This window comes from Pseudomonas sp. NCIMB 10586, assembly GCF_023127895.1.
GTDB classification, from domain to species: Bacteria; Pseudomonadota; Gammaproteobacteria; order Pseudomonadales; family Pseudomonadaceae; genus Aquipseudomonas; species Aquipseudomonas synxantha_A.
Genome location: NZ_SPKQ01000050.1, coordinates 222,775 through 248,032, shown reverse-complemented (window position 1 = coordinate 248,032; position 25,258 = coordinate 222,775). Strand labels below are relative to the sequence as shown.

Below are 25,258 nucleotides of genomic sequence, written 5' to 3'. Positions count from 1 at the left end.
CAAGCCCCCTCCCACATTTTGATCTGTGAACACATTCAAGTGTGGGAGGGGGCTTGCTCCCGATAGCAATCGATCAGGCACCCGAGCTTTTGGGCGTCATCCACACCATCCCACTGGCCACCGCCCGCTCATGACACAACCCCAACACCACCCGGCGTTCGGCATTATCCATGCGGCCCCAACGCGTAATCTCGTCCACGTTGCGCTGGCAGCCGGTACAGATATCGTCCTCGTCCAGCGCGCAAATATTCACACAGGGCGAGGCTACAGGCCGTTCAACTGCACTCATTCTTCCTGCTCAACCAAGTCTCGGGCATAGCGCTGCGAATTATGCACATAGTGCGCGGCGCTGGCTTCGAGCATACGTTTCTGCGCCTCAGTCAGCTCACGTACCACCTTGCCCGGCGAGCCCATGACCAGCGAGCCATCGGGAATTTCCTTACCTTCACCGATCAGCGAGTTCGCGCCGATAATGCAGTGCTTGCCAATCTTGGCGCCATTGAGAACCACCGCGTTAATGCCGATCAGGCTGTAGTCGTCGACGCTGCAGCCGTGCAGCATGGCGTTATGGCCGATGGTCACGCCGGTGCCGAGGGTAAGCGGGTAGCCCATGTCGGTGTGCATTACGCTGCCGTCCTGCACGTTGCTGTTCTTGCCGATCAGGATCAGTTCGTTATCGCCGCGCAACACCGCGTTGAACCAGACGTTGGCGCCCTCCTCCAGCTGGACCTTGCCCACCAGCGTGGCATTGGGTGCGACCCAACTGTTGGGATGGGTCTCGACGCGGGCATCGCCCAGGCGGTATTTCATGGTTTTCCCTCACGGCTTGCCATTCATGCGATGGCTTAGATATTGATAAAACTCTTGGGCGGCTGGTGCAGGCTGATCTTGGCATCGTCATAGAGCAGGTTGATCAGCTCGACAATCATGATCGCCGTCAGCCCCCAGATCTTGTATTCGCCGAAGCGGTAGCTGGGCACATACCAACTTCGGCCCTGGTAATCGATGCGGTGGGTATGTTCGCGTGGGTCCTGTCGGAAAAACTCCAGGGGCACACTGAAGACGGCGGCGATTTCGGCGTCGTTGGCCAGGTATTCGACGTAGTCAGGGATCACGCCTACATAGGGCGTTACACGGATGCCGTGCAGGGAAATCAGCGGGCTCAACGGGCCTATGACCTCAACCAGCCCCGGCGGCAGGCCGATTTCTTCTTCGGCTTCGCGCAAGGCGGTAAAGATCAGGTCCGGGTCTTCAGGGTCACGCCGCCCACCAGGAAAGGCCACTTCGCCACCATGGGTCGACAGGCCGCTGGCGCGCAGAGTCAGGATCAGCTCAGGTTCGTCAGTGCGGGTAATCGGCACCAGCACTGCGGCCTCGGGGAAACGCCCGTCAGTTTCTAAGGTGTGAGGGGTGTGATTGCTTACCCGGCGAAGTAGCTCGTCCAGCATGAGTCATCTCGGTCTGTTGGCTACCTTGCATCATGCACCAAAGCGTGCGGGCGCCCAAGCCCAAAACCCGGTGCATGTCGCGAAACGACAACTTGCAGGAACGCCCGGCACCAAGCCAAGATGTGCCCATTCTCCAGGAACCCCAGCATGAATTTCTGCAGCCAGTGCGGTAAACCGGTTACCCAACGTATTCCCGAAGGCGACGCACGCCTGCGTTTTGTGTGTGATCACTGTTCGACCATTCATTACCAGAACCCCAATATCGTCGCCGGTACCGTGCCGGTGTGGGGCGACAAAGTGTTGCTGTGCCGCCGCGCCATCGAGCCACGCCTGGGTTACTGGACCCTGCCCGCAGGTTTTATGGAAAACGGTGAAACCGTCGAACAGGCGGCCATGCGTGAAACCCTGGAAGAAGCCTGCGCCCGCGTGCGCAACCTGAGCATCTATACCCTGATCAATGTGCCGCACATCAGCCAGGTGCATATTTTCTACCGCGCCGAGCTGATCGACCTGGATTTTGCCGCAGGCCCGGAAAGCCTGGAAGTGAAGCTGTTCGATCAAGCTGATATCCCTTGGTCCGAGCTGGCTTTCCGCACGGTCGGGCGTACCTTAGAATGCTTTTTCGCTGACCGTCGCCAACAGGTGTACCCGGTGCGCAGCGAGTCCGTGCCACCGCTGTCCAAGCCCGCCCAATAACAAGCCGGCCGATTGTCGCCAAAGGGATACCGTTTCAATGCGCTGGTTGCTTGCTCTGATCTGCCTGTCGTTCGCCACGCTGTCGCCAGCCACAACCCAAGTCACCCTGGGCGGCAAACCGGTCGAAAAAGTCCTGGTGCTCAAGTCCGCTCATCAGCTGCAATTGATCAACGACGGCAAACCGTTCAAGACCTATCGCATTTCCCTGGGCAAGAACCCCAAGGGCCACAAGCTGATCGAAGGCGACCGCCGTACCCCCGAGGGTTTCTACTGGATCGACTGGCGCAAGACTAGCGACCGCTTCAACCTGGCCATGCACATCTCCTACCCGAACATCAGCGACGCTGCCCGCGCCCGCCGCGAAGGGGTAAAACCGGGCAGCATGATCATGATCCACGGCACGCCCGACACCGAAGACTACCCGGAACAGTGGTTTCACACCCTGGACTGGACCGACGGCTGCATCGGCATGCGCAACGTGGACATGCGCGAAGTCTGGAGCCTGGTCAAAGACGGCACCATGATCGAGATTCGGCCCTGATCCAGGACCGTTCGTAAAATAATTCGAAAATAATTCCTGCCCCAGGCAGCCCGCGCCAGTGAATACCAGTTCACCGAGCGAGCTGCGCATTTGTGCACGCAACAAAGACCTCTCTAATACCACTTGATACCGCGCACCGTTGAGATGCGCTAAAACCGGTACCTGCGCACTTTTGGTAGCATTGACATGGTATTTAAGTGGTATTAATTTCCGGCCATTACCGGGCGACAACACTCCAATAACGCATCGGAAACCTGACAGATGAATCCCATCCTGGCCCTGCGCCCCGACGACAAGCAATCCACGCCGCTGTACCTGCAACTGGCTCGCAGCCTTGAAGCCGCGATCCATGCCGGCCAGTGGAAATCCGAGCAGGCCCTGCCCTCGGAGCGTGCGCTCAGCGAGCAGTTGAGCATCTCGCGGGTCACTGCCCGTAAAGCGCTGGAAGTGTTGCTTGCCCAGGGCCTGATCCGCCGCAGCCAGGGCTCCGGCACCTTTATCACGCCGCGCCTGGAACAACCCTTGTCGCGCTTGTCGGGGTTCAGCGAAATGCTGCGGCTCAAGGGCTTTGTGCCCACCTCCCAGTGGCTGGAGCGCGACATAACCCCGCCGACCCACGAAGAGCTGATCCGCCTGTGCCTGTCACCCACCGACAAAGTGGCGCGCCTCAAGCGTCTGCGCAAAGCCGATGACACGGTCATGGCAATTGAAATGACCACCATGCCCGCCTCCGTGCTGCCCCAGCCGCAAGCCATCGGCAATTCGCTGTACGAATACCTGGAAGGCATCGGCAAGCCCATCGTGCGCGCCCTGCAACATATCCAGGCGATCAACGCCTCGGACGAGTTCGCCAAGCTGGTGGGCATCGCCCCCGGCACCGCCATGCTGCTGATGACCCGCGTGGGCTACACCGCCGACAACACGCCGATTGAAATCACCGACACCTACTGCCGCAACGACTACTACGACTTTGTCGCAGAGCTGCGCCGTCATGACTACTCCGCCGAATTGCGAATTTAGAGAACTGCCCATGTCAGAAGACAATATCCTCACGCCCAACGGCTGGATGCGCGGCCGCCTGGTGCACGAACACGGCAAGGTGGTTGCCATCGAAGGCACGCCTTGCGACCCGGCTGACAACGACCTGCCCTACCTGCTGCCAGGCTTTATCGACCTGCATGTACACGGCGGTGGCGGTGCCGACATCATGGAAGGGGCGCAGGCCTTCGAGACCATTACCCGCACCCACGTGCGTTTTGGGACCACCTCGCTATTGGCCACCACCATGACGGCGCCGGTGGAAGAAATCACCAGCGTCCTCGGTGAACTCGGCAGGTTCTGCGAGCAACGCCCGACAGGCAGCGCCCGGGTACTGGGCGTGCACCTGGAAGGCCCCTACATCAACCCGGGCAAACTCGGCGCCCAACCCAACTTCGCCCACACCGCATTGATGGCCGAAGTCGAAGACTACCTGCGCCTGGCGCCGATCCGAGTGATCACCATCGCCCCGGAAATCGCCGGCCACGACGGCCTGATCCGCGCCCTCAGCCAACGCGGCGTGCGCATGCAGATCGGCCACACCCTGGGCAGTTATGAAGAAGGCGTAGCCGCCCTCGCCGCCGGCGCCACCAGCTTTACCCATTTGTACAACGCCATGAGCCCACTGCATCACCGTGAGCCCGGCATCGTCGGCGCCGCGCTGGCCCACGCCCAATACGCCGAGCTGATTCCGGATCTGCTCCATGTGCATCCCGGTGCCATGCGCGTGGCCCTGCGCTCGATCCCATGCCTGTACTGCGTGACCGACTCCACCGCCGCCGCCGGTATGCCCGATGGCGAATACAAGCTGGGCAGCCACACCGTGACCAAATGCCTGGGTGGCGTACGCCTGGCCGACGGCACCCTGGCCGGCAGCACGCTGACCATGGACCAGGCGCTGCGCAACCTGGTGAAAATCGGCCTGCCCATCAGCGAAGCCTCACAACGCCTGTCGCAATTTCCTGCGGACTACCTGGGCCTGGAAGAACGCGGCCGCCTGCAACCCGGCAGCTATGCCGACTGCGTGCGCCTGGACCGCTCCCTGACACTCACCGACGTAATGGTCGAAGGAGAAACCATTGACTTCAAAAATGCTTGAAGAGGCCCTGGCCTCCTGCGACGCCGTTGCGGCACAACTGCAACGCCTGAATCCGCTGCTGGAAGAAGTGGCCGGTCGCCTGCGTCGCCAGCCGCCGCAAGTGGCGATGACCATTGCCCGCGGCAGCTCCGACCACGCCGCCAGCTACTTCGCCTACCTGGCCATGCAGCATGTGGGCATCCCGGTGGCGTCGTTGCCGATGTCGGTGGTGACCCTGTTGCAGGCGCCGATGAAAGTCAGCGGCCAGGTGGCGTTTGGGTTCTCCCAGTCGGGGCAGAGCCCGGACCTGGTCAACAGCCTGCGACTGCTGCGCAAGCGCGGCGCCCTGAGCATCTCGCTGGTGAACGCCGAAGACTCGCCGCTGGAAGCCGCCTGTGAATTCCATGTGCCGTTGTGCGCCGGCCCGGAACAAAGCGTGGCCGCAACCAAGAGCTTTATCGCCACCCTCAGCGCCAGCGCGCAATTGATCGGCCACTGGAACCAGGAAACCGAGTTGCTCCAAGCCTGCCAGGCGCTGCCCGACGGTTTGCGTGAAGCCGCCAAGCAGGATTGGACCCAAGCTATCGATGCCCTGGGCGACTGCCAGCAATTAATGGTGATCGGCCGTGGCGCCGGGTTTGCCATCGCCCAGGAAGCCGCGCTCAAGCTCAAGGAAACCTCGGCGATCCAGGCCGAAGCCTTCAGCAGCGCCGAGGTACGCCACGGGCCGATGGCCTTGATCGACGAAAACTACCCGCTACTGGTGTTCGCCCCACGCGGCGCCGAGCAGCCCGGCCTGTTGAGCCTGGCCGCCGATATGCGCCAACGCGGCGCCCGCGTGCTGCTGGCCGCATCGGACGATATCGCCGAACGCGACCTGACCCTTAGTCGCGCCGAACACCCGAGCCTGGACCCGATCCTGGCGATCCAGAGCTTCTACGTGATGGCCGCCGGCCTGGCTGAGGCACGGGGCATGGACCCGGACCAGCCGCGCCACCTGAGCAAAGTCACCCGTACGCACTAAAGCGGCGTTTTCCTGATGAGTACCGTGCCCATGCCCAACAACAATAATCCATTGACCTTAAGCGCCCCCTTGAGTGGGCCGGTGCTGGCCCTGAACAGCGTCCCCGACGAAGTGTTCGCCAGCGGCGCCATGGGCGACGGGATTGCCATCGACCCGTTGAACGATTGCCTGCATGCGCCCTGTGACGGCGTGATCATCCATGTCGCCCGCACCGGTCATGCATTGACCATCCGCGCCGACAACGGTGCCGAAGTGCTGATGCACGTGGGCATCGACACCGTGGAGCTCAATGGCGAAGGCTTTGCCTTGCTGGTGAAGGATGGCGCACGGGTGAGCGAGGGCCAGCCGTTGGTGCAGTTTGACCTGGACCGCATTGCGCGCCAGTGCAAAAGCCTGGTGAGCCTGATCATCCTGACCAACAGTGAGCGCTTCGAGCTGCAACCGATTGCGAGCAAGACCGTGAAGCTCGGTGAATCACTGATGCGGATTGCCCTGCGCACATCCGCGCCGGTTCAAACCGCTGTGGATAACTCGGTCGCGCAAGTGAGCGCCACGGTACGCATCACCCATCGTGGCGGCTTGCATGCGCGCCCTGCCGCGCTGATCCGCAAGACTGCCCAGGGCTTCAGCAGCCAATCGCAGCTGCACTTCGGTGATAAGACCGCGGCTTGCGACAGCCTGATCGGCCTGATGGGGTTGGGTATTGGCGAAGGTGACGAGGTACGGGTGACCTGTCGTGGCAAGGATGGCGAGGCGGCGTTACAGGCACTGGTCGCCGCGCTGTCCGTGGCGATCCACGAGGAGCATCACGTGCCGGTCGTTGCCACACCACGCCGGGCGAATACCGAAGCCAATGTGCTGCAAGGCGTATGCGCGGCACCCGGTCTGGTATGTGGGCCATTGTTCCGCCTCACGGGCATCGAACTGCCGCAAGACAGCGGCAATCATAGCGTCGACGAACAACGGCAACGCCTGGATGCCGCCCTTGAGCAAGTGCGCAGCGAAATCCGCAACACGCTGGACCAGGCACGCCAACGCAAGAGCGTCGAGGAAGAAGAGATCTTCGCCGCCCACCTCGCCCTATTGGAAGACCCGGCATTAATCGACGCGGCCACCGCCACCATCGAACAGGGCAGCGCCGCCACCCACGCCTGGCGCGATGCGATCCAGGCCCAATGCGCCGTGCTGCTGGCGTTGGGCAAACCACTGTTTGCCGAGCGCGCCAATGACCTGCGAGACCTTCAACAACGGGTGCTGCGTGCGTTGCTGGGTGAAGCCTGGCATTTCGAATTGCCGGCGGGGGCGATTGTCAGTGCCCATGAGCTGACACCTTCGGACTTGCTTCAACTGAGCGAGCAACACGCCGCTGGCATCTGCATGGCCGAAGGCGGTGCGACCTCCCATGTGGCGATTTTGGCCCGGGGCAAAGGCCTGCCGTGTCTCGTCGCCCTGGGCAATGAAGTGCTTGATGTGCCCCAAGGCCAACGGGTAGTGCTCGATGCCGCCAACGGCCGCCTGGAACTGGCCCCCAGCGAAGCGCGCCACGCCGAAGTTCATCAGATTCGCGAAACACAGAAATTACGACGCCAGCAACAACAGGCCCAAGCCCGGCAACCGGCACTCACCACCGACGGCGTGACGGTTGAAGTGGCGGCGAATGTCGCCTCCAGCGCCGAAGCCCAGGTGGCGTTTGACAACGGCGCCGATGGCGTTGGCCTGCTGCGCACCGAATTCCTCTTCGTCGACCGCCGCACCGCGCCGGATGAGCAGGAGCAACGCCAAGCTTATCAGGCCGTGCTGGATGCCATGGGTGACAAGTCGGTGATCATCCGCACCATCGATGTGGGTGGCGACAAGCAGCTCGACTACCTGCCGCTGCCTGTCGAGGCCAACCCGGTACTGGGCCTGCGCGGTATCCGCATGGCCCAGGTGCGCCCTGAACTGCTCGACCAGCAACTGCGCGCCCTGCTGCAAGTCTCGCCGTTGGCGCGCTGCCGCATCCTGTTGCCGATGGTCAGCGAGGTGGATGAACTGCTACAGATTCGCCAGCGCCTGGATGAACTGTGCGTGGAGCTGGAGCTGACGCAGCGCCCCGAGCTGGGCGTGATGATCGAAGTGCCCGCCGCCGCGCTGATGGCCGAGCAGTTGGCCGAACACGCGGACTTTTTATCCATCGGCACCAATGACCTGTCCCAGTACACCCTGGCGATGGACCGCGACCACGCAGGCTTGGCCGCACGCGTTGATGCGCTGCACCCTGCCTTGCTGCGGCTGATCGCCCAAACCTGCACCGGTGCGGCGAAACACGGGCGTTGGGTCGGTGTGTGCGGTGCCTTGGCATCTGACCCACTGGCCACGCCGGTACTGGTCGGCCTGGGGGTCAGCGAACTGTCGGTGAGCCCGCCGCAGATCGGCGAAATCAAGGACCGCGTCCGCCACCTGGACGCGGCGCAATGCCGGCAACTGAGCCTTGAGCTGCTCGACCTGAGCAGCGCCAAGGCCGTTCGCCAAGCCTGTCAACACCACTGGCCGCTGAGCTGAAAACAACAAGAATAGGGAGACACGCCATGTACCAACACTTTATCGAAGGCCTGCAACGCCTGGGCCGCGCACTGATGCTGCCGATTGCGATCCTGCCAATCGCCGGCTTGCTGCTGCGCCTGGGCGACACCGACTTGCTCAACATCGCGGTGATGCACGATGCCGGGCAGGCGATCTTCGCCAACCTGGCGCTGATCTTCGCCATCGGCATCGCCGTGGGCTTTGCCCGCGACAACAACGGCACCGCCGGCCTGGCCGGGGCGATTGGCTACCTGGTGATGATCTCGACCCTCAAGGTGATGGATACCACCATCAACATGGGCATGCTCGCCGGTATCGCCAGTGGCCTGATGGCGGGCGGGCTGTATAACCGCTTCAAGGACATCAAGCTGCCGGAGTACCTGGCGTTCTTTGGTGGGCGACGGTTTGTACCGATTGTCACCGGCTTTTCGGCGGTGGGCCTGGGCGTGATCTTCGGTCTGATCTGGCCGCCGATCCAGCACGGAATCAACAGCTTCGGCGTATTGCTGATGGAAAGCGGCAGCCTGGGTGCGTTCGTGTTTGGCGTGTTCAACCGCCTGCTGATCGTCACCGGGTTGCATCACATCCTCAACAATATGGCGTGGTTCGTGTTCGGCACGTTTACCGACCCGGCAACCGGCGCGGTGGTGACCGGCGACCTGACCCGCTACTTTGCCGGCGACCCGAAAGGCGGCCAGTTCATGACCGGCATGTTCCCGGTGATGCTGTTCGGCCTGCCGGCTGCGTGCCTGGCGATGTACCGCAATGCGTTGCCAGAGCGCCGTAAAGTCATGGGCGGGATCTTTCTGTCGATGGCGCTGACTTCGTTTTTGACCGGGGTGACTGAACCAATTGAATTTGCCTTCATGTTCCTGGCACCGTTCCTGTACCTGATCCATGCCGTGCTGACGGGCCTGTCGATGGCAGTCACCAATATGTTGAATATCCACCTCGGGTTTACCTTCTCCGGTGGGTTTATCGACATGGTGCTGGGTTGGGGCAAGTCCACCAATGGCTGGCTGGTGGTACCGGTGGGCCTGGCCTACTCGGTGATCTACTACACGGTGTTCAGCTACTGCATCCGCCGCTTTAACCTCAAGACACCGGGGCGTGAAGATATCCAGGTGGTGCAGGCTGAAGCGATGAGTGATACCCAGCGTGCCACGGCATATATCCAGGCGCTGGGTGGTGCAGAGAACTTGCTGAGTGTGGGTGCATGCACCACGCGGCTGCGGTTGGACATGGTGGATCGCAACAAGGCGGTGGATGCTGAACTGAAAGCACTGGGCGCCATGGCTGTAGTGCGGCCGGGTAACGGCGGCAGTTTGCAGGTGGTGGTTGGGCCGATGGCCGATAGCATTGCTGATGAAATTCGCTTGGCGATGCCAGGGTTTGTTGCCGCAGCGCCTGTAGCGGTTGCGCCTGTGGATAAGCCCGTGACGGTGAATATGCAGGAGGCCGAGCAATGGCTGAATGCGTTGGGTGGCCGAGAGAATGTGCGCCAACTGGAAGCGGTGGCGATCACTCGGTTGCGGGTGGAGTTGGGGGATGATTCGCGCTTGTCTGAAGCTCAGCTCATTACACTTGGTTGCCAGGGTGTGAGTCAGCTTGAAAGCGGTGTTTGGCACTTGTTAATTGGTGACAAGGCCTCTGGCTTGGGTGAGGCGTTGGAGCGGTTGGTCAGTGAGGTCGGCGCCAGGGTTTAGAGCGGTAGTGGCTTTTCTGGCCTCATCGGGGGCTTGCTCCCGATTGGCCCTCACAGGCGCCTGATTACTTCTGCTCAGGCACTTCAACTAAATCCAGCACCCGATCCACCATCAACTGGATGCCCTCAACCATTCGATGAATCCCCAGCACGGCATCACGCTGCGGACCGTCGACATCAAAAGCCAGATGACCCGCCAGTGCCTGCACGGATGCCAGGTCTTGGGAAGCATTGGCGAGCAGGGTTTCGATGTTCAGACTGGGTATTACGGTGAAGATCTGGTCGGACGGTAAATCACCAGCTTGGCGGGACTCGGCTTGAGATGAGATTGAACCAGTTAGCAAGTTGTCGCTGATCATCATTAAACTCCATATGGAATAGGCTCCTAGTGATTTTTCAGGCTTGCAGTCCCGGTCACTGAATTGGCAGCGACTGGCGAAGGTTAGTTGTGCGAGTTCCGACGGACAACCTGAAAGGCTTGTCGGAAAGTTCTGAGGCGCTTGCACCGACGCCATCGCAGGCAAGCCAGCTCCCACATGGGATTGATGTACGGTCTGACAACGGGGTCAAATGTGGGAGCTGGCTTGCCTGCGATTGGCACTTACAGCCAACAAAAAACCCGCTGACCAAACTGGCCCAGCGGGTTTCTTGTTTATGCAGCCAGCCGATCAAAAATCCGCCAACTGCCACACCTCATACGCTGGAGTCTCATACGGGTGGCTAAGTTTGAGAGCAGCCACAACAGCCACAATCAACTCATCCGCCACTACCAGCTCAACCTTCCATTCCTCAACCACTTCAACCTGGCCGACCTGCCCGATAAACGGCTGACTGCCGTCCAACGCGCGGAATTGGCCCTGGCCCAGCACTTGCCAGGCGCAGCTGTCGTAGTCGCCGATGCGCCCGCCGCCGGCTGCGAAGACGGCGGTTTTCACCGTCTCCACATGGCTGTGGGGCACGAAGAAGGCGAGCTTGTACACGGCCTTAGTTCACCCACACGCGAGCGTTGCGGAACATGCGCATCCAGGCGCCGTCTTCGTTCCACTCTTCCGGGCGCCACGAGTTCTGCACGGCGCGGAATACGCGCTCCGGGTGCGGCATCATGATGGTGACGCGACCGTCGCGGCTGGTGAGGCCGGTAATGCCGCGTGGCGAGCCGTTCGGGTTGGCCGGGTAGCTTTCGGTGACCTTGCCGTGGTTGTCGACGAAACGCAGGGCCACGGTGCCGGACAGGTCGGCTTCAAGCAGCGCTTCTTCGCTGGCGAACTCGGCATGGCCTTCACCGTGGGCGATGGCGATTGGCATACGCGAACCGGCCATGCCTTGCAGGAAGATCGAGTTGGACTCCTGCACCTGCACCATGGCGACACGGGCTTCGAACTGCTCGGAACGGTTGCGCACAAAGTGCGGCCAGAACTCGCTGCCCGGGATCAGTTCGCTGAGGTTGGACATCATCTGGCAACCGTTGCACACACCCAGGGTGAAGCTGTCGTTGCGTTCGAAGAAGCCCTGGAACGCGTCGCGAGCACGGCTGTTGAACAGGGCCGACTTGGCCCAGCCTTCACCGGCACCCAGCACGTCGCCGTAGGAGAAACCACCGCAGGCCACCAGGCCTTTGAACTCGTTGAGATCAACGCGACCGGCGAGGATATCGCTCATGTGCACGTCAATCGCATTGAAACCGGCGCGATCGAACGCCGCGGCCATTTCCACCTGACCGTTGACGCCCTGCTCACGCAGTACGGCAACCTGTGGGCGAATGCCCTTCTTGATGTAAGGCGCGGCGATGTCCTGGTTGACGTCGAAGCTGAGCATGGTGCTCAGGCCCGGGTTGTCTTCTTCCAGGATCACGTCGAATTCCTGCTCGGCGCAGTCGGCGTTGTCGCGCAGGCGCTGGATCTGGTAGCTGGTCTCGGCCCACTGGCGTTGCAGCAAGCGGCGCTGACCGGTAAAGACCGTGTCGCCGTTGAACGAGATATTGACTTCGCCGTTGTTGATCGGCTGGCCAATCACCGCCACGCATTCGGCAAGGCCGGCAGCGCTGAACTGGGCGAGTACATCAGGGGTAGCGTCCTGACGCACCTGAATCACGGCGCCCAACTCTTCGTTGAACAGGATGCCGTTGATTTCGGCAGCATCCTCGGCAACGCTGTCGAGCACGATATTCAGGCCGCAGTGACCGGCGAAGGCCATTTCGACAACGCTGGTCAGCAAACCACCGTCGGAACGGTCGTGGTAAGCCAGCAGGTGACCGTCGGCGTTGAGGCCCTGGATCACGGCGAAGAAGGCTTTCAGGTCTTCGGCGTCATCGACGTCCGGTGCCTGTTTGCCCAACTTGCCATGGGTCTGCGCCAGGATCGAGGCACCCATGCGGTTCTGGCCACGTCCCAGGTCGATCAGGATCAGGTCGGTGGTGCCCTTGTCCATGCGCAGTTGCGGGGTCAGGGTCTGGCGGATGTCGGTGACCGGTGCGAAACCGGTGACGATCAGCGACAGTGGCGAGGTGACGCTCTTGTCGGTGCCTTCATCATTCCAACGAGTGGCCATGGACATGGAGTCCTTGCCCACCGGAATGGTGATACCCAGTTCCGGGCACAGCTCCATGCCGACAGCCTTGACGGTGTCGTACAGGCGCGCATCTTCACCGGGGTGGCCGGCAGCGGACATCCAGTTGGCCGACAGTTTGATGTCGGACAGCTTGCCGATACGCGAGGCGGCTATGTTGGTGAGGGTTTCACCAATGGCCATGCGGCCCGACGCCGGTGCGTCCAGCAGGGCCAGCGGCGTGCGCTCGCCCATGGCCATGGCTTCACCGGTATACACGTCGAAGCTGGTGGCGGTGACGGCAACGTCGGCCACCGGCACCTGCCATGGGCCAACCATTTGGTCACGGGCAACCAGGCCAGTGATGGTGCGGTCGCCGATGGTGATCAAAAAGCTTTTGCTCGCCACGGCCGGGTGGTGCAGCACGCGCTCAATGCTGTCGGCCAGCTCCAGCGTGCTTGGGTCGAAATCATCGCCCAGTTCGTTTTCACGTACCGCCGAACGGTGCATGCGCGGGGCTTTGCCCAGCAGCACTTCCAGCGGCATGTCTACCGGGCTGTTGCCGAAGTGGCTATCGGTAACCGTCAGCTGCGGCTCGGCAGTGGCTTCGCCGACCACGGCAAACGGGCAACGCTCACGTTCGCAGATGGCCTGGAAGCGTGCGAAGTCTTCAGGGCCGACGGCCAACACGTAACGTTCCTGGGATTCGTTGCTCCAGATTTCGTGCGGGGCCATGCCCGGCTCGTCGTTTGGAATGTTGCGCAGTTCGAAACGGCCACCGCGGTCGCCATCGTTGACCAGTTCCGGGAAGGCGTTGGACAAACCGCCGGCGCCGACGTCGTGGATGAAGCTGATCGGGTTCTTGTCGCCCAATTGCCAGCAACGGTCGATGACTTCCTGGCAGCGGCGTTCCATCTCAGGGTTTTCGCGCTGTACGGAAGCAAAATCCAGGTCTGCCGAGCTGGTGCCGGTGGCCATGGAGGAAGCCGCGCCGCCGCCCAGGCCGATCAACATCGCCGGGCCGCCGAGCACGATCAGCTTGGAGCCGACCAGGATCTCGCCTTTCTTGACGTGTTCTTCACGGATGTTGCCCATGCCGCCGGCCAACATGATCGGCTTGTGGTAACCGCGCACTTCATCGCCACGCGGGGTGGTGATGGATTGTTCGAAGGTACGGAAGTAACCGGTCAGCGCCGGACGCCCGAATTCGTTGTTGAACGCGGCGCCGCCCAGGGGGCCTTCGATCATGATGTCCAGCGCGGTGACGATGCGCTCAGGCTTGCCGTACGGCACTTCCCACGGCTGTTCGAAGCCCGGAATCTGCAGGTTGGACACGGTAAAACCGGTGAGGCCCGCCTTGGGCTTGGCGCCACGGCCGGTGGCGCCTTCGTCACGGATTTCGCCGCCGGAACCGGTGGCTGCGCCCGGGAACGGGGCAATCGCGGTCGGGTGGTTGTGGGTTTCAACCTTCATCAGGATGTGCACCGGCTCCTGCACCGCGCCGTACTGGCGGGTTTCCGGGTCCGGGAAGAAGCGACCGGCGACGGAGCCGACGATGACCGAGGCGTTGTCCTTGTAAGCCGACAGAACGCCTTCGCTGTGCATCACGTAGGTGTTCTTGATCATGCCGAAGAGGCTTTTTTCCTGGCTTTGGCCGTCGATATCCCAACTGGCGTTGAAGATCTTGTGACGGCAGTGCTCGGAGTTGGCCTGGGCGAACATCATCAGTTCGATGTCGTGGGGGTTGCGCTTCAAGCCGGTGAAGGCGTTGACCAGGTAGTCGATCTCGTCTTCGGCCAGGGCCAGGCCCAGCTCGGTGTTGGCCTTCTCGAGGGCGGCGCGGCCGCCGCCGAGCACGTCAATCGCGGTCAGCGGCTTGGGCTCAGCGTGGCTGAACAGGCCGGCAGCCTGCTCCAGCTGGCTAACGATGATCTGGGTCATGCGGTCATGCAGGCTGCTGGCGATCAGCTCGGCTTCGGCATCGCTGAACTGGCCAGCGACGTAAAAGGCGATCCCACGCTCCAGGCGCTGGATTTTATCCAGGCCGCAGTTGCGGGCGATGTCACTGGCCTTGCTCGACCAGGGCGAGATGGTGCCGAACCGCGGCAGAACCAGGAACAAGCGGCCAGTCGGCTCTTGAACGGGAACGCTTGGGCCGTACTTCAGAAGGCGTGCCAGCACTTGCTGTTCGTCGGCGGTCAAGACGCCGGTAACGTCGGCGAAGTGAGCAAATTCAGCGTACAGGCCTGTAACAGCTGGAACCTTCTGGCTCAGTTGCTCAAGGAGTTTGCTGTGGCGAAAGGCAGAAAGGGCAGGAGCGCCGCGCAGGATCAACATCTTCGGGACAGCCTCGGGAAGGGGTGTGCTTTGAGGCCGTGCATTCTAGCGTAAACCTTCGCCAACGGCACCCGAAACGGCACCGGTGGCCGCTGCCGAACGTCAGTTGGCAGGGTTTGCACGGCATCGGCAGGAAATCCGCGGTGTCGAGGGCAGTTATTTTAACCGTCACAATGGCGCTCCAGGCCGCGTTTCTGCGGGCTGCAGCACAGTTTTAACCGCGCTAGCAGACAAGTGCAGCGCTGTCGAGATATGGCGCCACGGGCCGTTTGCGTATACTGCGCAGATGTTCTCCCCAACTGTTTTGCGCCCGCGATGGGTCAAATGGCTCATCGCCACCCTGCTCTTCCTGACGCTCAGTGCCTGTGTTGATAAGCCCAGCACGCTTGAGCGAATCAAGGAGGATGGCGTATTGCGGGTGGTCACCCGGAACAGTCCGGCCACGTATTTCCAGGACCGTAACGGTGAGACCGGGTTCGAATATGAACTGGTCAAGCGTTTTGCCGACGAGCTGGGCGTGAAGCTGGAGATCGAGACCGCCGACAACCTCGATGACCTGTTCGGTCAGCTGGGCAAACCCAACGGCCCGGTTCTGGCCGCCGCCGGTTTAGTCAGCAGCGAGCAGCGCCAGCAGCAGGTGCGTTTTTCCCACCCGTACCTGGAAGTGACCCCGCAGATCATCTATCGCAACGGCCAATCGCGCCCCACCAATGCAGCCGATCTGGCGGGCAAGAAGATCATGGTGCTCAAGGGCAGCACCCACGCCGAACAACTAGCGGCGCTGAAGAAGCAGAATCCTGCAATCGAATACGAAGAGTCCGACGCCGTTGAAGTAGTCGACCTGCTGCGCATGGTCGACGAGGGGCAGATCGACCTGACCCTGGTGGACTCCAACGAAGTCGCCATGAACCAGGTGTACTTTCCCAATGTGCGCGTGGCGTTCGACCTCGGCAATGCCAGCAACCAAAGCTGGGCCGTGGCGGCAGGCGACGACAACAGCCTGCTCAACGAAATCAACAGCTACCTGGACAAGGTCGAGAAGAACGGCACGTTGCAGCGTCTGAAAGACCGCTATTACGGACATGTCGACGTACTCGGCTATGTGGGCGCCTATACCTTTGCCCAGCATCTGCAACAACGCCTGCCCAAGTACGAGAAGCACTTTCGTGCCTATGCCAAGGCAGAGAAAGTCGATTGGCGGCTGCTGGCAGCCATCGGCTACCAGGAATCGCTGTGGCAACCGACGGTCACCTCCAAGACCGGCGTGCGCGGCCTGATGATGCTGACCCAGAACACCGCCCAAGCCATGGGCGTGTCCAACCGCCTGGACCCCAAGCAGAGCATCATGGGCGGCGCCAAGTACCTGGCCAGGATCAAGGATGAGCTGGACGACAAGATCGCCGAGCCCGACCGCACCTGGTTTGCCCTCGCCGCCTATAACGTCGGCACCGGTCATCTGGACGATGCACGTATCCTGGCCAAGAAAGAAGGCCTGAACCCGAACAAGTGGCTGGACGTGAAGAAGATGCTGCCGCGCTTGTCGCAGAAGCAGTGGTACAGCAAGACCCGCTATGGTTATGCGCGTGGCGGGGAGCCGGTACATTTTGTAGCGAACATCCGGCGTTACTACGACATTCTTACCTGGGTGACCCAGCCGCAGCTGGAAGGCAACCAGGTGGTGGAAGGCAACCTGCATGTGCCGGGTGTGGACAAGACCAAGCCGCCGCAGGACAGCCCTCAACTCTGACCACGACAGCCCGCACACCGCAAATCCCTGTGGGAGCCGGGCTTGCCCGCGATGGCGGCCTGACAGTCAAGGTATTCGGCGCCTGACACACTGCTATCGCGGGCAAGCCCGGCTCCCACATTTGATCATCGTAGCCTTATAGGCCGGTGAGCAGATGGACCACGCCGCCCGGCAGTACCATTACTGCGGGTACACCGGCAGCCTTCAACGCCGACTCATCCAACCCACCCACCTCCTTCAATTGCACCCTCACACGCGTCAGCGCCACGCGCTGCTGTGACGTAACGTTCCCCTCCCCGCCCAATGCACTCAGCACCTCGGCCGACAACAGGCTCGGTGTCGGTGTGGCAACCGTCTCCGCCACCAAATCAGGCGTCAGGGCTTTCCAGAACGCCCGCTGCAATTTCTCGAACATGCTCAGTGCTCCACGACAGATGAGGTTTCAACGGTGGCCGCGTGGTACAGGCGCAGGGCCTCACGCACTTGATTGGCTTCTTCCAGGCCCAGCACCTGGCGGGCGATGATCTGGCAGTCGTGCAGGTCCAGCTCACGCACGGTGGCCTTGATGGTCGGGATCAGCGGCACGATGACCGACAGCTCATCCACGCCGAGCCCGATCAATACCGGCACTGCCACTGTTTCGGAGGCCAGCGCACCACATACCCCCACCCACTTGCCGTGGGCATGGGCCGCTTTGACCGTGATGTCGATCAGGCGAAGTACCGCCGGATGGAAACTGTCGGCCTGGCTGGCCAGTCGCGGGTGGTCGCGGTCCATGGCGAGGGTGTATTGGGTCAGGTCGTTGGTGCCGATGGAGAAGAAATCCACATGGGGCGCAAACACATCCGCCATCAGCGCTGCGCTGGGGACTTCGATCATGATGCCCAGCTTCGGTAACTCGGTCAGCCCAAGCGCCAATGCCTCTTCTTCGAGCATCTTGCGCGCCAGGTGCAGCTCCGACAGCAGGCTGACCATCGGCAACATGATATGCAGTCGCGCCAAGCCTGCACTGGCAAGGATCGAGCGCAGCTGTTCACGCAGCAGTTCGGGGCGCTCCAGGCACAGGCGAATACCGCGCAGGCCAAGGAACGGGTTGGTCTCGCTCTCCATCGGCACATAGGCCAAGGGTTTGTCGCCGCCCACATCCAGGGTGCGCACCACCAGGTTGCGCTCGCTGCCAAGGGCACGGGCGATGGCGCTGTAAGTGCCAGCCTGTTCTTCCGCGCTCGGGGCGCGGTTGCGGTCCAGGTAAAGGAACTCCGAACGCAGCAGGCCCACGCCTTCCCCGCCCAGGGTCAGGGACTGCTCCACTTCCTGCAACGAGGCGACATTGGCGGTGACTTCAACGTGATGCCCATCGCGGGTGACCGCCGCCCGTGAGGCCTGTGCCACCTCACGTTGCAGTCGCAGCTTTTGCTGTTGGCGAACCGCCTGCAATTGTTCGATTTCAGCCAGGTCCGGCTCCAGATGCAGTTCGCCTTTGTCGGCATTGAGCAGTACCCGTTTGCCGTTGGCCAGGGCCAATACCTGGCTCGGCACCCCGCAAACAGAGGGCAGGCCCAGCGCGCGGGCAAGGATTGCCACATGACTGGTAGCGCCACCGGCGACCGTGACGAAGCCCAGGACTTTACCGGTATCCAGGCCGGCGGTTTGTGAGGGTGTCAGTTGCTCGGCGACCAGGATGGCGCACTCCGGCAGCTCCATGGATCGCTCGGGCACGCCCAGGATCAACTTGAGTACGCGCTGACCAACATCGGCCAAGTCCGCTGCACGTTCAGCGAGCAGTGCCTTACCCAAGCCCTCGAAGAGTCGGGCGGTCGCCACTGTGGCGCGGTTCCAGGCAAAGGCGGCACTCTTGCCCTCGGCCAGCAGGCTATAGGCTTGTTCCAGCAGGGTTGGATCTTCAAGCAATTCCTGATGGGCGCGGAAAATTTCGGCTTGGGCACTGCCGGCCGCCTTGGCTTGCAAGTCTTGCAGCGCCTCGCTTGCCGCCCGTAGGCCACGCGCCAATGCGGCCCGCTCAAAGGTTTCTCCGGCGCCAGCTTCGGGAATATCGAGCGCCGTCTCAGCCACTTGGACGACCTGGCCGAACGCCGAGCCCGGCGATGCGCAGACACCTCGCAACACGGTGGCCGAAGATGCCGGTGCGGCGGGCGTGTTGATCTTCTCGACCGCTACCGGCAAGGTCTCGCCACAGCCGTCGAGCAACAACGCTACGAGTGACTGGATCGCCGCCTCGGCATCTTCGCCCGCCGCGCTCACCTGCACGCTGTCGCCCTGACAGGTCTGCAGCGCCATGATCGCCACCAGGGACTTGGCATTCGCACTCTGGGTTTGCTTGTGCAGGTAAATGCTCGAGTTGAACCCTTTCGCCGCCTGGGCAAGCACCGCCGCAGGCCGGGCGTGCAAGCCATGAGCGTTGGGCACGGTCAGTGGCTTGGAGAACAGCGCGTTACCCTCCTCCTCATCCAGCTCGGCAGATACCTGCCCGGGCGATACTCGCAACAGTGGCTGGCCGGCCTCGACCAACACCCGGTCCGCCACCAACAGCTCAAACGGCTCGCCGCTCACCACCAGCATCAAGGTCAGCAGACTGCGTGCCTGGAGCGCCACATAGTCGGCATCGAACTCTATCAGCGGCTGCCCAGCCTCCACCCGCTGGCCTTCCTCGACCAGACGGGTGAAGCCCTGGCCAGCCAGGTTCACGGTGTCCAGACCGATATGCAGCAACACCTGCACGCCGTTGTCGTCGGTGACACTGACCGCATGACCGCTGTCCTGAATGTTGCTGATCACCCCGGCCAACGGCGCGCAGAGCGTCTGCGAGGTCGGGTCGATGCACAGCCCGTCGCCGATCACGCGACCGGAAAATACCGGGTCGGGTACCTGATCCAGCGCCAGCAGGACCCCGGACAGGGGCGCCAGCAGTGTCAGGGGTTTAGATGGGGTCATGACTTCACCTGTTGTTGTGTTTTTTAAAGATCATTGGGAGCTACCGAATTACTTCCACCAGTACTCGACTTGTACACCCATGTTCGAGCCATGCCGCGCAGTGCCATAGGCACCGGTATCAGATAATGCCGAACCCGCCGCCAGCTCATTGGCCGCACGCTTGGCCGCCTGGTTCCAGGACGCATAGGTGTAATACAACCGCACTTCCGGCCGAGCCCAGAACTCAGGACCTTTGGGCGACCAGGTCGGAGCGAACGTGAATTTGCTCAACTTGCGCGTGCCCCCCGTGGCGTCAACCTGATCGTGACCCAGCTCAGCGACCAGTTTGAATTGCTCGCTGATGGCATACGCCGGGCGCACGCCGAGGGAGATCCAATTCTGGTCCTGGCGCCCTGGGCGCACGTCTTTCTGGTACACCGCTTCAACTTGCCCGCCGAAACGCGGGGTCACCTGCCAGTCGAAGAACTCCACTACCCGGTAGCTTTTGCTGCTCCTGTCCAACGCGGTATTGCCGGTATAGCCCAGGCCGGTACCTGGGCCTTCGCCGTACTGGAGGGCAAACTTGTTCTTGCCCCCCAGGAATGCAGCTTGTACATGCTGCGCGGTCAGCGCCCATCCGCTGTTGGCGTCACGCCCGCCAGCCTTGGCGATGTAGCTCAAGCCAAGCTCCAGCTCGCCGCCAGGGTTGGTATTGAAACCTGCGACGTTGAAGTCGTGACGGGTGGCGTATTCCTTCTGGTACAGGTTGTCCTTGCGTGACAGCGCGTAGCTGTATTTCAAGCCGCCGATCAGCACGTCCTCGATTCCCCCTCCGGTGGCGCTCTGGTTCCAGTAGTAGAAGTCGGAGATATGGATGTCGTTACGCTTGTAGTAACGCCGCCCGGCCCACAGCGAACCGCCATTGAGGCTGGGCAGGTTGGACCATTGCGCGTACATCTGCGGCATACGCGCCGAACCGTTGTTTTCGCCCTGGAATTTCAGGGCACGGTCGTACTGGTTGTAGAGGGAAGCCATGGCATCGACGCTGAACACCGACCCGTCATCGAGGGTCAGCAGGTCCTGGCGCAATTCCAGCTCAGCGTATTGCTCGCATTCGTTGCCCAAGCGGTACTTGGTTTGCGCCCCCGGTAGTTGGAAGCATTGCTGCTTGCCACTGCCCGTCGATGTGCCTGCGCCGCTGCGCAAGTAACCGGCGAATTCCAGAGCCTGGGCGCCAAACGGCGCAGCGAGGCAAGAGGCGATAAGACCCAGCTTTATTTTTGTTTTCATGAAGCGCTCCTTTTATTTTTATTGTTATTTCTTACTGTCTTGCGTGACGCGATCGCCCGTAGGGCGGCTTAGCCCTTGAGGTGCAGCACAAACGATTCGTAAGGGCGCAACACCACCGTGCTCGTGCGCACCGGGCAGTCGGGGTAGTTGCTGATCAGCAAACGTTGTTCGCACGCCGCGTTGATCACCTGATCGGGCAATTGGATTTCGCACGGCGTGCCGTAGAAGTTGTTGAGCACCAGCAGGCGCTCGCCCTGGCCTTCACGCAGGTAGGCCCAAACCTTGGGATGGTCTTGCAGCAGCGGGCGATAAACGCCTTGCTGGATCAGAGGTTCGCGGCGCCGCAGGGCGATCAATGCTCGGTAGTGATGCAGCACCGAGTCCGGGTCATCCAGCTGACTTTCGACATTGATGCGCGCGGCGTTGTCCGGGATGCCAATCCAGGGCTCGCCACGACTGAAACCGGCATTGGCCTGGCTGTTCCACTGCATCGGCGTACGCCCGTTGTCGCGGGACTTCTGCATGATCGCCGCCATGCTCGATGCTTCGGACTCTCCCGCATCGCGCTTGAGTCGGAAGATATTCAGGGTTTCTACATCGCGGTATTGTTCGATCCTGTCAAAGCCCGGGTTGGTCATCCCCAGTTCTTCGCCCTGGTACACATAGGGTGTGCCCTGGAGGAAGTGCAGCGCGGTGGCAAGCATCTTGGCCGAGACCACGCGATATTCGCCGTCATCACCAAATCGCGAAACCACTCGTGGCTGGTCGTGGTTACACCAGAACAGCGCGTTCCAACCGCCACCGGCCTGCATGCCTGTCTGCCAATCAGAGAGAATCTGCTTGAGTTGCAGGAAATCGAAATCGGCCTTTACCCACTTTTGCAGGTTGGGGTAATCGACTTTCAGGTGATGGAAGTTGAAGGTCATCGACAGCTCTTTCGAGGCCGGATTCGAGTAGCGAATGCAGTGTTCCAGGCGGGTGGACGACATCTCGCCCACGTTGATCAGGTCATGGCCGTCGAAGACTTCGCGGTGCATTTGCTGCAGGTACTCGTGCACATGCGGGCCGTCGGTGTAGAAGCGGCGGCCGTCGCTGGTGTCTTCGGGGAAATCGGCGGGCTTGGAGATCAGGTTGATCACGTCCAGGCGGAACCCACCCACGCCTTTGTCACGCCAGAAGCGCATCATCTTGAACACTTCGGCGCGCACCTTGGGGTTGTCCCAATTGAGGTCGGCCTGGGTGTGGTCGAACAGATGCAGGTAGTACTGGCCAGTCTGCGCTTCGTATTCCCAGGCCGAGCCGCCGAACTTGGACTCCCAGTTGTTCGGCTGATCGCGCCAGATGTAGAAGTCGCGGTAAGGGTTGTCGAGGCTGCTGCGTGCCTGCTGGAACCACTCGTGCTCGACGGAGGTGTGGTTGACCACGATGTCGAGCATCAGCCTGATGCCGCGCTTGGCCGCTTCGCTGATCAGCAAGTCGCAGTCGGCCATGGTCCCGTAGCTGGGGTCGATGGCGTAGTAATCGCTGATGTCGTAGCCGTTGTCGCGCTGGGGTGAGCGCAAAAACGGGGTGACCCACAGGCAATCCACGCCCAGCCAGTGCAAGTAGTCGAGCTTGTCGACGATGCCCAGCAGGTCACCGGTAGCGTTACCCGCGTGGCTGTGGAAGCTTTTGGGGTAGATCTGGTAGATCACCGAGTGTTGCCAGGTTTGCATGGTGGGTTCCTTCAGTAGAGTTGGGTGCTGGCCCTTCTGGCCTCATCGCAGGCAAGCCAGCTCCCACAGTTGAAATGCGTTCAACCTGTGGAGTTGGCTTGCCCCCGGTGGCGATTGATCAGGCGACCCGGTAGCCAGGCCGAATGATCTTCATGCTCAACAGGCAAGTCAGCGCAAACGGCACGACCATCGCCACGATCATGCCGATCACAAACATCGGAATCGCACTCGGCACGATCGAGATAAACCCGGGCAAGCCACCGACGCCGATAGCCGAAGCCGTCACCTTGTTCAGCGACAGGAAAATGCTGCCCAGCGCCGAGCCCAGCAGAGCGGCGTAGAACGGGAACTTGAAGCGCAGATTCACCCCGAACATCGCCGGCTCGGTGATGCCGAAATAAGCCGAAATTGCCGAGGTGGACGCCATGCTTTTGTCCCGCGCATTGCGGGTCATGTAGAACACGCCCAATGCGGCGCTGCCCTGGGCCAGGTTGGACATGACGATCATCGGCCAGATAAAGGTGCCGCCCTGGGTCGAAATAAGCTGCAGGTCGACGGCCAGGAACATGTGGTGCATACCGGTGATCACCAATGGCGCATACAGCAGGCCGAAAATCGCCCCGCCAATCATGGGTGCAATCTCAAACAGGGTGACCAGGCCTTCGGTAATCAGGATGCCGAGGTGGCGGGTGACCGGGCCGATGATCGCCAGGGCCAGCACCCCGGTGACAACGATGGTGGTGATCGGCACGACCAGCAATTGAATGGCATTCGGTACCCGCGCCCTTAGCCACTTTTCGATCACGCTCATGACGAAGGCGGCCATCAGGATCGGTAGGATCTGCCCTTGATAACCCACCTTCTCGATCTGGAACCAGCCGAAGATATCGAAGTACGGCAGGCTCTGGCCGTCGAGGCCGGCGACCGCCTTGCCGTAGTTCCAGGCGTTGAGCAGGTCGGGGTGCACCAGCATCAGGCCCAGCACAATGCCGAGGATTTCACTGCCGCCAAAACGCTTGGCTGCCGACCAGCCCACCAACGCCGGCAGGAACACGAACGAGGTGTTTGCCATCAGGTTGATCAGGCTCCACAGGCCATCCAGGTTCGGGTAGGCCTCCAGCAGCGTCTTGCCTTCGATGAACATGCCCTTGGCGCCCATCAGGTTGTTCACGCCCATCAACAGGCCGGCGATGATCAGCGCGGGCAGGATCGGCATGAACACATCGGAAAACACCCGCACCAGACGCTGCATGGGGTTGGTCTTGTCGCCGCCGGCTTTCTTCACGTCGGCAATGGTTGAGGCGGCCAGGCCGGTCAGTTCGCGCAGGGCGGCATAGACCTTCTCCACTTCGCCGGGGCCGATCACCACCTGGAACAGGCCGCCGGTAAAGAACGAGCCCTTGACCAGATCGACCTGGTTCAACGCATTGCCGTTGACCAGGCTTGGGTCCTTGAGCGCCAGGCGCAGGCGGGTCACGCAATGGGCAGCTTGCTCAAGGTTATCGCGGCCCCCGAGGTGCTCGAGAATCTCGCGGGCAGTAGACGAATAGTCGTGGCTCATGCTCGTTTTCCACTGTGATTGTTTTTATGGGTGGCAGTCATTGGCAGCACGCCGAGGAGGGAAAAGTACTCGTCTGTACGAGTTAAATCAACAACTCGTCTGTACGAGTTACACTTTTGTTTATATGTGGGAGCTTACTGTCAGATTTTTCCCTCGCCTGCACGGCTATCCAATGGACAAACCCCACCTCTGCCACTAAGGTTCCTGCCTTGAATGCAAGCCAGGCACAGAGCCATCTCATGAGCAAATACAACCAGATCTATACGGATCTGCTTGCCAGCATCACCACCGAACGCCTGCAACGCGGTACGCGCCTTCCCTCCGAAACCGAACTGATGGACGCCTACCAGGCCAGCCGTGGCACCGTGCGACGCGCCATCGAGCAGTTGCAGGAGCGTGGCTTTGCGCAAAAAATCCATGGCAAGGGCACCTTTGTGTTGTCGCCCAACCCGATCGAGTTCCAGTTGGGCGGCATCGTCAGCTTTCACGAGACCCACGCCGACCTGGGCGATGACGTACGTACTGACGTCGTCGAGTTCACCCAGATCCCGCTGGAAGGTTCTTTGCTGCAACACATCGAAGCCGAGCCCGGCACGCTGATCACCCGCGTCAAACGAGTACGACGTATCGGTGGCAAGCGCGTGATCCTGGACATCAACCACTTCGTTGCCGACCTGATCCCCGGCCTGGACCACTCGATTGCCGAGCAGTCGATTTACGCGTTTATCGAGCAAACGCTGGGGCTGCAGATCAGCTATGCACAGCGCACCATCGAAGCCCTGCCGCGCAGCAAAGACGACCAGGCGCACCTGGACCTTGATGGGCAAAGCCATGTGATCGTGGTGAGTAACCAGACGTTTTTGCAGGACGGGAGGCAGTTCGAGTACACCGAGTCGCGGCATACGCTGGATAAGTTTTACTTTTCGGATATTGCGCGGCGCTGAGCGTAATCCGGGAAGATCATCTTCTCCCCTACCGCCTCGAACTCTGGGTGAGTGCCTCGGTATTCGGAAAGCTCCGACATCGCGCGAGTCATGCCTC

At 61.4% G+C, this 25,258-nt stretch carries 20 protein-coding genes; 9 read left to right on the top strand and 11 right to left on the bottom strand.

Features of this window, described 5'->3' with window-relative positions; genetic code table 11:
- Nucleotides 1-73: 73 nt before the first annotated feature.
- Genes E4P01_RS24745 through E4P01_RS24735 form a run of 3 tightly spaced genes read right to left on the bottom strand, consistent with a single transcriptional unit; the run spans nucleotide 74 to nucleotide 1,448 of the window.
- Nucleotides 74-289 carry a DUF1289 domain-containing protein gene (locus tag E4P01_RS24745; protein ID WP_032879631.1) on the bottom strand — a complete coding sequence of 72 codons (216 nt, stop codon included), beginning with the start codon at nucleotides 287-289 and terminating at the stop codon, nucleotides 74-76.
- Nucleotides 286-810, bottom strand: a complete 525-nt coding sequence (locus E4P01_RS24740) for a gamma carbonic anhydrase family protein (protein WP_078822239.1) — start codon at nucleotides 808-810, stop codon at nucleotides 286-288. Before E4P01_RS24740 ends, E4P01_RS24745 begins: the two co-directional genes overlap by 4 nt.
- 35 nt (nucleotides 811-845) lie before the next feature.
- Entirely contained in the window at nucleotides 846-1,448 is a 603-nt protein-coding gene (locus tag E4P01_RS24735; RefSeq protein ID WP_078822240.1) for a CoA pyrophosphatase, read from the bottom strand.
- A gap of 147 nt (nucleotides 1,449-1,595) precedes the next feature.
- Here E4P01_RS24735 and E4P01_RS24730 point away from each other — a divergent pair, with 147 nt between their 5' ends.
- The 7 genes from E4P01_RS24730 (at nucleotide 1,596) to nagE (ending at nucleotide 10,093) form a co-directional block, all read left to right on the top strand.
- Nucleotides 1,596-2,144 (top strand): NUDIX hydrolase, encoded by a 549-nt coding sequence (locus tag E4P01_RS24730; RefSeq protein WP_216092064.1) that lies wholly within the window; start codon nucleotides 1,596-1,598, stop codon nucleotides 2,142-2,144.
- A gap of 37 nt (nucleotides 2,145-2,181) precedes the next feature.
- The gene (locus E4P01_RS24725; protein WP_078822242.1) at nucleotides 2,182-2,685 is read left to right on the top strand and encodes a L,D-transpeptidase family protein; all 504 of its coding nucleotides are present in this window, start codon (nucleotides 2,182-2,184) and stop codon (nucleotides 2,683-2,685) included.
- 261 nt (nucleotides 2,686-2,946) lie between these two features.
- Nucleotides 2,947-3,705, top strand: a complete 759-nt coding sequence (locus E4P01_RS24720; protein WP_078822243.1) for a GntR family transcriptional regulator — start codon at nucleotides 2,947-2,949, stop codon at nucleotides 3,703-3,705.
- A gap of 10 nt (nucleotides 3,706-3,715) precedes the next feature.
- Nucleotides 3,716-4,822, top strand: coding sequence for an N-acetylglucosamine-6-phosphate deacetylase (gene nagA, locus E4P01_RS24715; RefSeq protein ID WP_216092065.1), 1,107 nt, complete (start codon nucleotides 3,716-3,718; stop codon nucleotides 4,820-4,822).
- Nucleotides 4,803-5,825 carry an SIS domain-containing protein gene (locus E4P01_RS24710; protein ID WP_216092066.1) on the top strand — a complete coding sequence of 341 codons (1,023 nt, stop codon included), beginning with the start codon at nucleotides 4,803-4,805 and terminating at the stop codon, nucleotides 5,823-5,825. The genes nagA and E4P01_RS24710 overlap by 20 nt, the downstream gene beginning before the upstream one ends.
- Nucleotides 5,826-5,855: 30 nt before the next feature.
- Nucleotides 5,856-8,366 (top strand): phosphoenolpyruvate--protein phosphotransferase, encoded by a 2,511-nt coding sequence (gene ptsP, locus E4P01_RS24705; RefSeq protein ID WP_216092193.1) that lies wholly within the window; start codon nucleotides 5,856-5,858, stop codon nucleotides 8,364-8,366.
- A 26-nt stretch (nucleotides 8,367-8,392) separates the two neighbouring features.
- Nucleotides 8,393-10,093, top strand: a complete 1,701-nt coding sequence (gene nagE / locus E4P01_RS24700; protein WP_216092067.1) for an N-acetylglucosamine-specific PTS transporter subunit IIBC — start codon at nucleotides 8,393-8,395, stop codon at nucleotides 10,091-10,093.
- Nucleotides 10,094-10,157: 64 nt separating this feature from the next.
- On the opposite strand, the gene E4P01_RS24695 is transcribed toward nagE, so the two are convergent.
- From E4P01_RS24695 to purL, 3 genes are all read right to left on the bottom strand, one after another.
- Nucleotides 10,158-10,451, bottom strand: coding sequence for a DUF6124 family protein (locus tag E4P01_RS24695; protein WP_248130152.1), 294 nt, complete (start codon nucleotides 10,449-10,451; stop codon nucleotides 10,158-10,160).
- A gap of 309 nt (nucleotides 10,452-10,760) precedes the next feature.
- Complete coding sequence (locus E4P01_RS24690; RefSeq protein WP_078822248.1) at nucleotides 10,761-11,072, bottom strand: NGG1p interacting factor NIF3; 312 nt, start codon at nucleotides 11,070-11,072, stop codon at nucleotides 10,761-10,763.
- A 4-nt stretch (nucleotides 11,073-11,076) separates the two neighbouring features.
- Nucleotides 11,077-14,973 (bottom strand): phosphoribosylformylglycinamidine synthase, encoded by a 3,897-nt coding sequence (gene purL / locus E4P01_RS24685; RefSeq protein ID WP_032879622.1) that lies wholly within the window; start codon nucleotides 14,971-14,973, stop codon nucleotides 11,077-11,079.
- 286 nt (nucleotides 14,974-15,259) lie between these two features.
- Between purL and mltF the strand changes: the two genes are divergently transcribed.
- Nucleotides 15,260-16,720, top strand: coding sequence for a membrane-bound lytic murein transglycosylase MltF (gene mltF / locus E4P01_RS24680; protein ID WP_005791148.1), 1,461 nt, complete (start codon nucleotides 15,260-15,262; stop codon nucleotides 16,718-16,720).
- Between the two features lie 136 nt (nucleotides 16,721-16,856).
- On the opposite strand, the gene E4P01_RS24675 is transcribed toward mltF, so the two are convergent.
- From E4P01_RS24675 to treP, 5 genes are all read right to left on the bottom strand, one after another.
- Nucleotides 16,857-17,135 carry a PTS transporter subunit EIIB gene (locus E4P01_RS24675; protein WP_216092068.1) on the bottom strand — a complete coding sequence of 93 codons (279 nt, stop codon included), beginning with the start codon at nucleotides 17,133-17,135 and terminating at the stop codon, nucleotides 16,857-16,859.
- Nucleotides 17,136-17,137: 2 nt separating this feature from the next.
- On the bottom strand, nucleotides 17,138-19,672 hold the full coding sequence (ptsP, locus tag E4P01_RS24670) for a phosphoenolpyruvate--protein phosphotransferase (protein WP_216092069.1): 2,535 nt from the start codon (nucleotides 19,670-19,672) through the stop codon (nucleotides 17,138-17,140).
- A 48-nt stretch (nucleotides 19,673-19,720) separates the two neighbouring features.
- Entirely contained in the window at nucleotides 19,721-20,941 is a 1,221-nt protein-coding gene (locus tag E4P01_RS24665; RefSeq protein WP_005791151.1) for a carbohydrate porin, read from the bottom strand.
- A gap of 68 nt (nucleotides 20,942-21,009) precedes the next feature.
- Nucleotides 21,010-22,656 carry an alpha,alpha-phosphotrehalase gene (treC, locus tag E4P01_RS24660; RefSeq protein WP_216092070.1) on the bottom strand — a complete coding sequence of 549 codons (1,647 nt, stop codon included), beginning with the start codon at nucleotides 22,654-22,656 and terminating at the stop codon, nucleotides 21,010-21,012.
- 118 nt (nucleotides 22,657-22,774) lie between these two features.
- Nucleotides 22,775-24,217, bottom strand: a complete 1,443-nt coding sequence (gene treP, locus E4P01_RS24655; protein WP_032879618.1) for a PTS system trehalose-specific EIIBC component — start codon at nucleotides 24,215-24,217, stop codon at nucleotides 22,775-22,777.
- Between the two features lie 239 nt (nucleotides 24,218-24,456).
- Between treP and treR the strand changes: the two genes are divergently transcribed.
- Nucleotides 24,457-25,161: a trehalose operon repressor gene (gene treR, locus E4P01_RS24650; RefSeq protein ID WP_032879617.1), complete on the top strand. Its 705-nt coding sequence runs from the start codon at nucleotides 24,457-24,459 to the stop codon at nucleotides 25,159-25,161.
- Nucleotides 25,162-25,258: the final 97 nt, after the last annotated feature.

Excerpts from the sequence above, each read along its gene's own strand:
- E4P01_RS24730 (WP_216092064.1), top strand. The coding sequence starts at position 1,596 with ATGAATTTCTGCAGCCAGTGCGGTAAACCGGTTACCCAACGTATTCCC.
- ptsP (WP_216092193.1), top strand. The coding sequence starts at position 5,856 with ATGCCCAACAACAATAATCCATTGACCTTAAGCGCCCCCTTGAGTGGG.
- nagA (WP_216092065.1), top strand. The coding sequence starts at position 3,716 with ATGTCAGAAGACAATATCCTCACGCCCAACGGCTGGATGCGCGGCCGC.
- E4P01_RS24735 (WP_078822240.1), bottom strand. The coding sequence starts at position 1,448 with ATGCTGGACGAGCTACTTCGCCGGGTAAGCAATCACACCCCTCACACC.
- E4P01_RS24695 (WP_248130152.1), bottom strand. The coding sequence starts at position 10,451 with ATGATCAGCGACAACTTGCTAACTGGTTCAATCTCATCTCAAGCCGAG.
- E4P01_RS24740 (WP_078822239.1), bottom strand. The coding sequence starts at position 810 with ATGAAATACCGCCTGGGCGATGCCCGCGTCGAGACCCATCCCAACAGT.
- E4P01_RS24725 (WP_078822242.1), top strand. The coding sequence starts at position 2,182 with ATGCGCTGGTTGCTTGCTCTGATCTGCCTGTCGTTCGCCACGCTGTCG.
- E4P01_RS24675 (WP_216092068.1), bottom strand. The coding sequence starts at position 17,135 with ATGTTCGAGAAATTGCAGCGGGCGTTCTGGAAAGCCCTGACGCCTGAT.
- E4P01_RS24665 (WP_005791151.1), bottom strand. The coding sequence starts at position 20,941 with ATGAAAACAAAAATAAAGCTGGGTCTTATCGCCTCTTGCCTCGCTGCG.
- purL (WP_032879622.1), bottom strand. The coding sequence starts at position 14,973 with ATGTTGATCCTGCGCGGCGCTCCTGCCCTTTCTGCCTTTCGCCACAGC.
- treR (WP_032879617.1), top strand. The coding sequence starts at position 24,457 with ATGAGCAAATACAACCAGATCTATACGGATCTGCTTGCCAGCATCACC.
- treP (WP_032879618.1), bottom strand. The coding sequence starts at position 24,217 with ATGAGCCACGACTATTCGTCTACTGCCCGCGAGATTCTCGAGCACCTC.
- ptsP (WP_216092069.1), bottom strand. The coding sequence starts at position 19,672 with ATGACCCCATCTAAACCCCTGACACTGCTGGCGCCCCTGTCCGGGGTC.
- nagE (WP_216092067.1), top strand. The coding sequence starts at position 8,393 with ATGTACCAACACTTTATCGAAGGCCTGCAACGCCTGGGCCGCGCACTG.
- E4P01_RS24745 (WP_032879631.1), bottom strand. The coding sequence starts at position 289 with ATGAGTGCAGTTGAACGGCCTGTAGCCTCGCCCTGTGTGAATATTTGC.
- E4P01_RS24720 (WP_078822243.1), top strand. The coding sequence starts at position 2,947 with ATGAATCCCATCCTGGCCCTGCGCCCCGACGACAAGCAATCCACGCCG.
- mltF (WP_005791148.1), top strand. The coding sequence starts at position 15,260 with ATGTTCTCCCCAACTGTTTTGCGCCCGCGATGGGTCAAATGGCTCATC.
- treC (WP_216092070.1), bottom strand. The coding sequence starts at position 22,656 with ATGCAAACCTGGCAACACTCGGTGATCTACCAGATCTACCCCAAAAGC.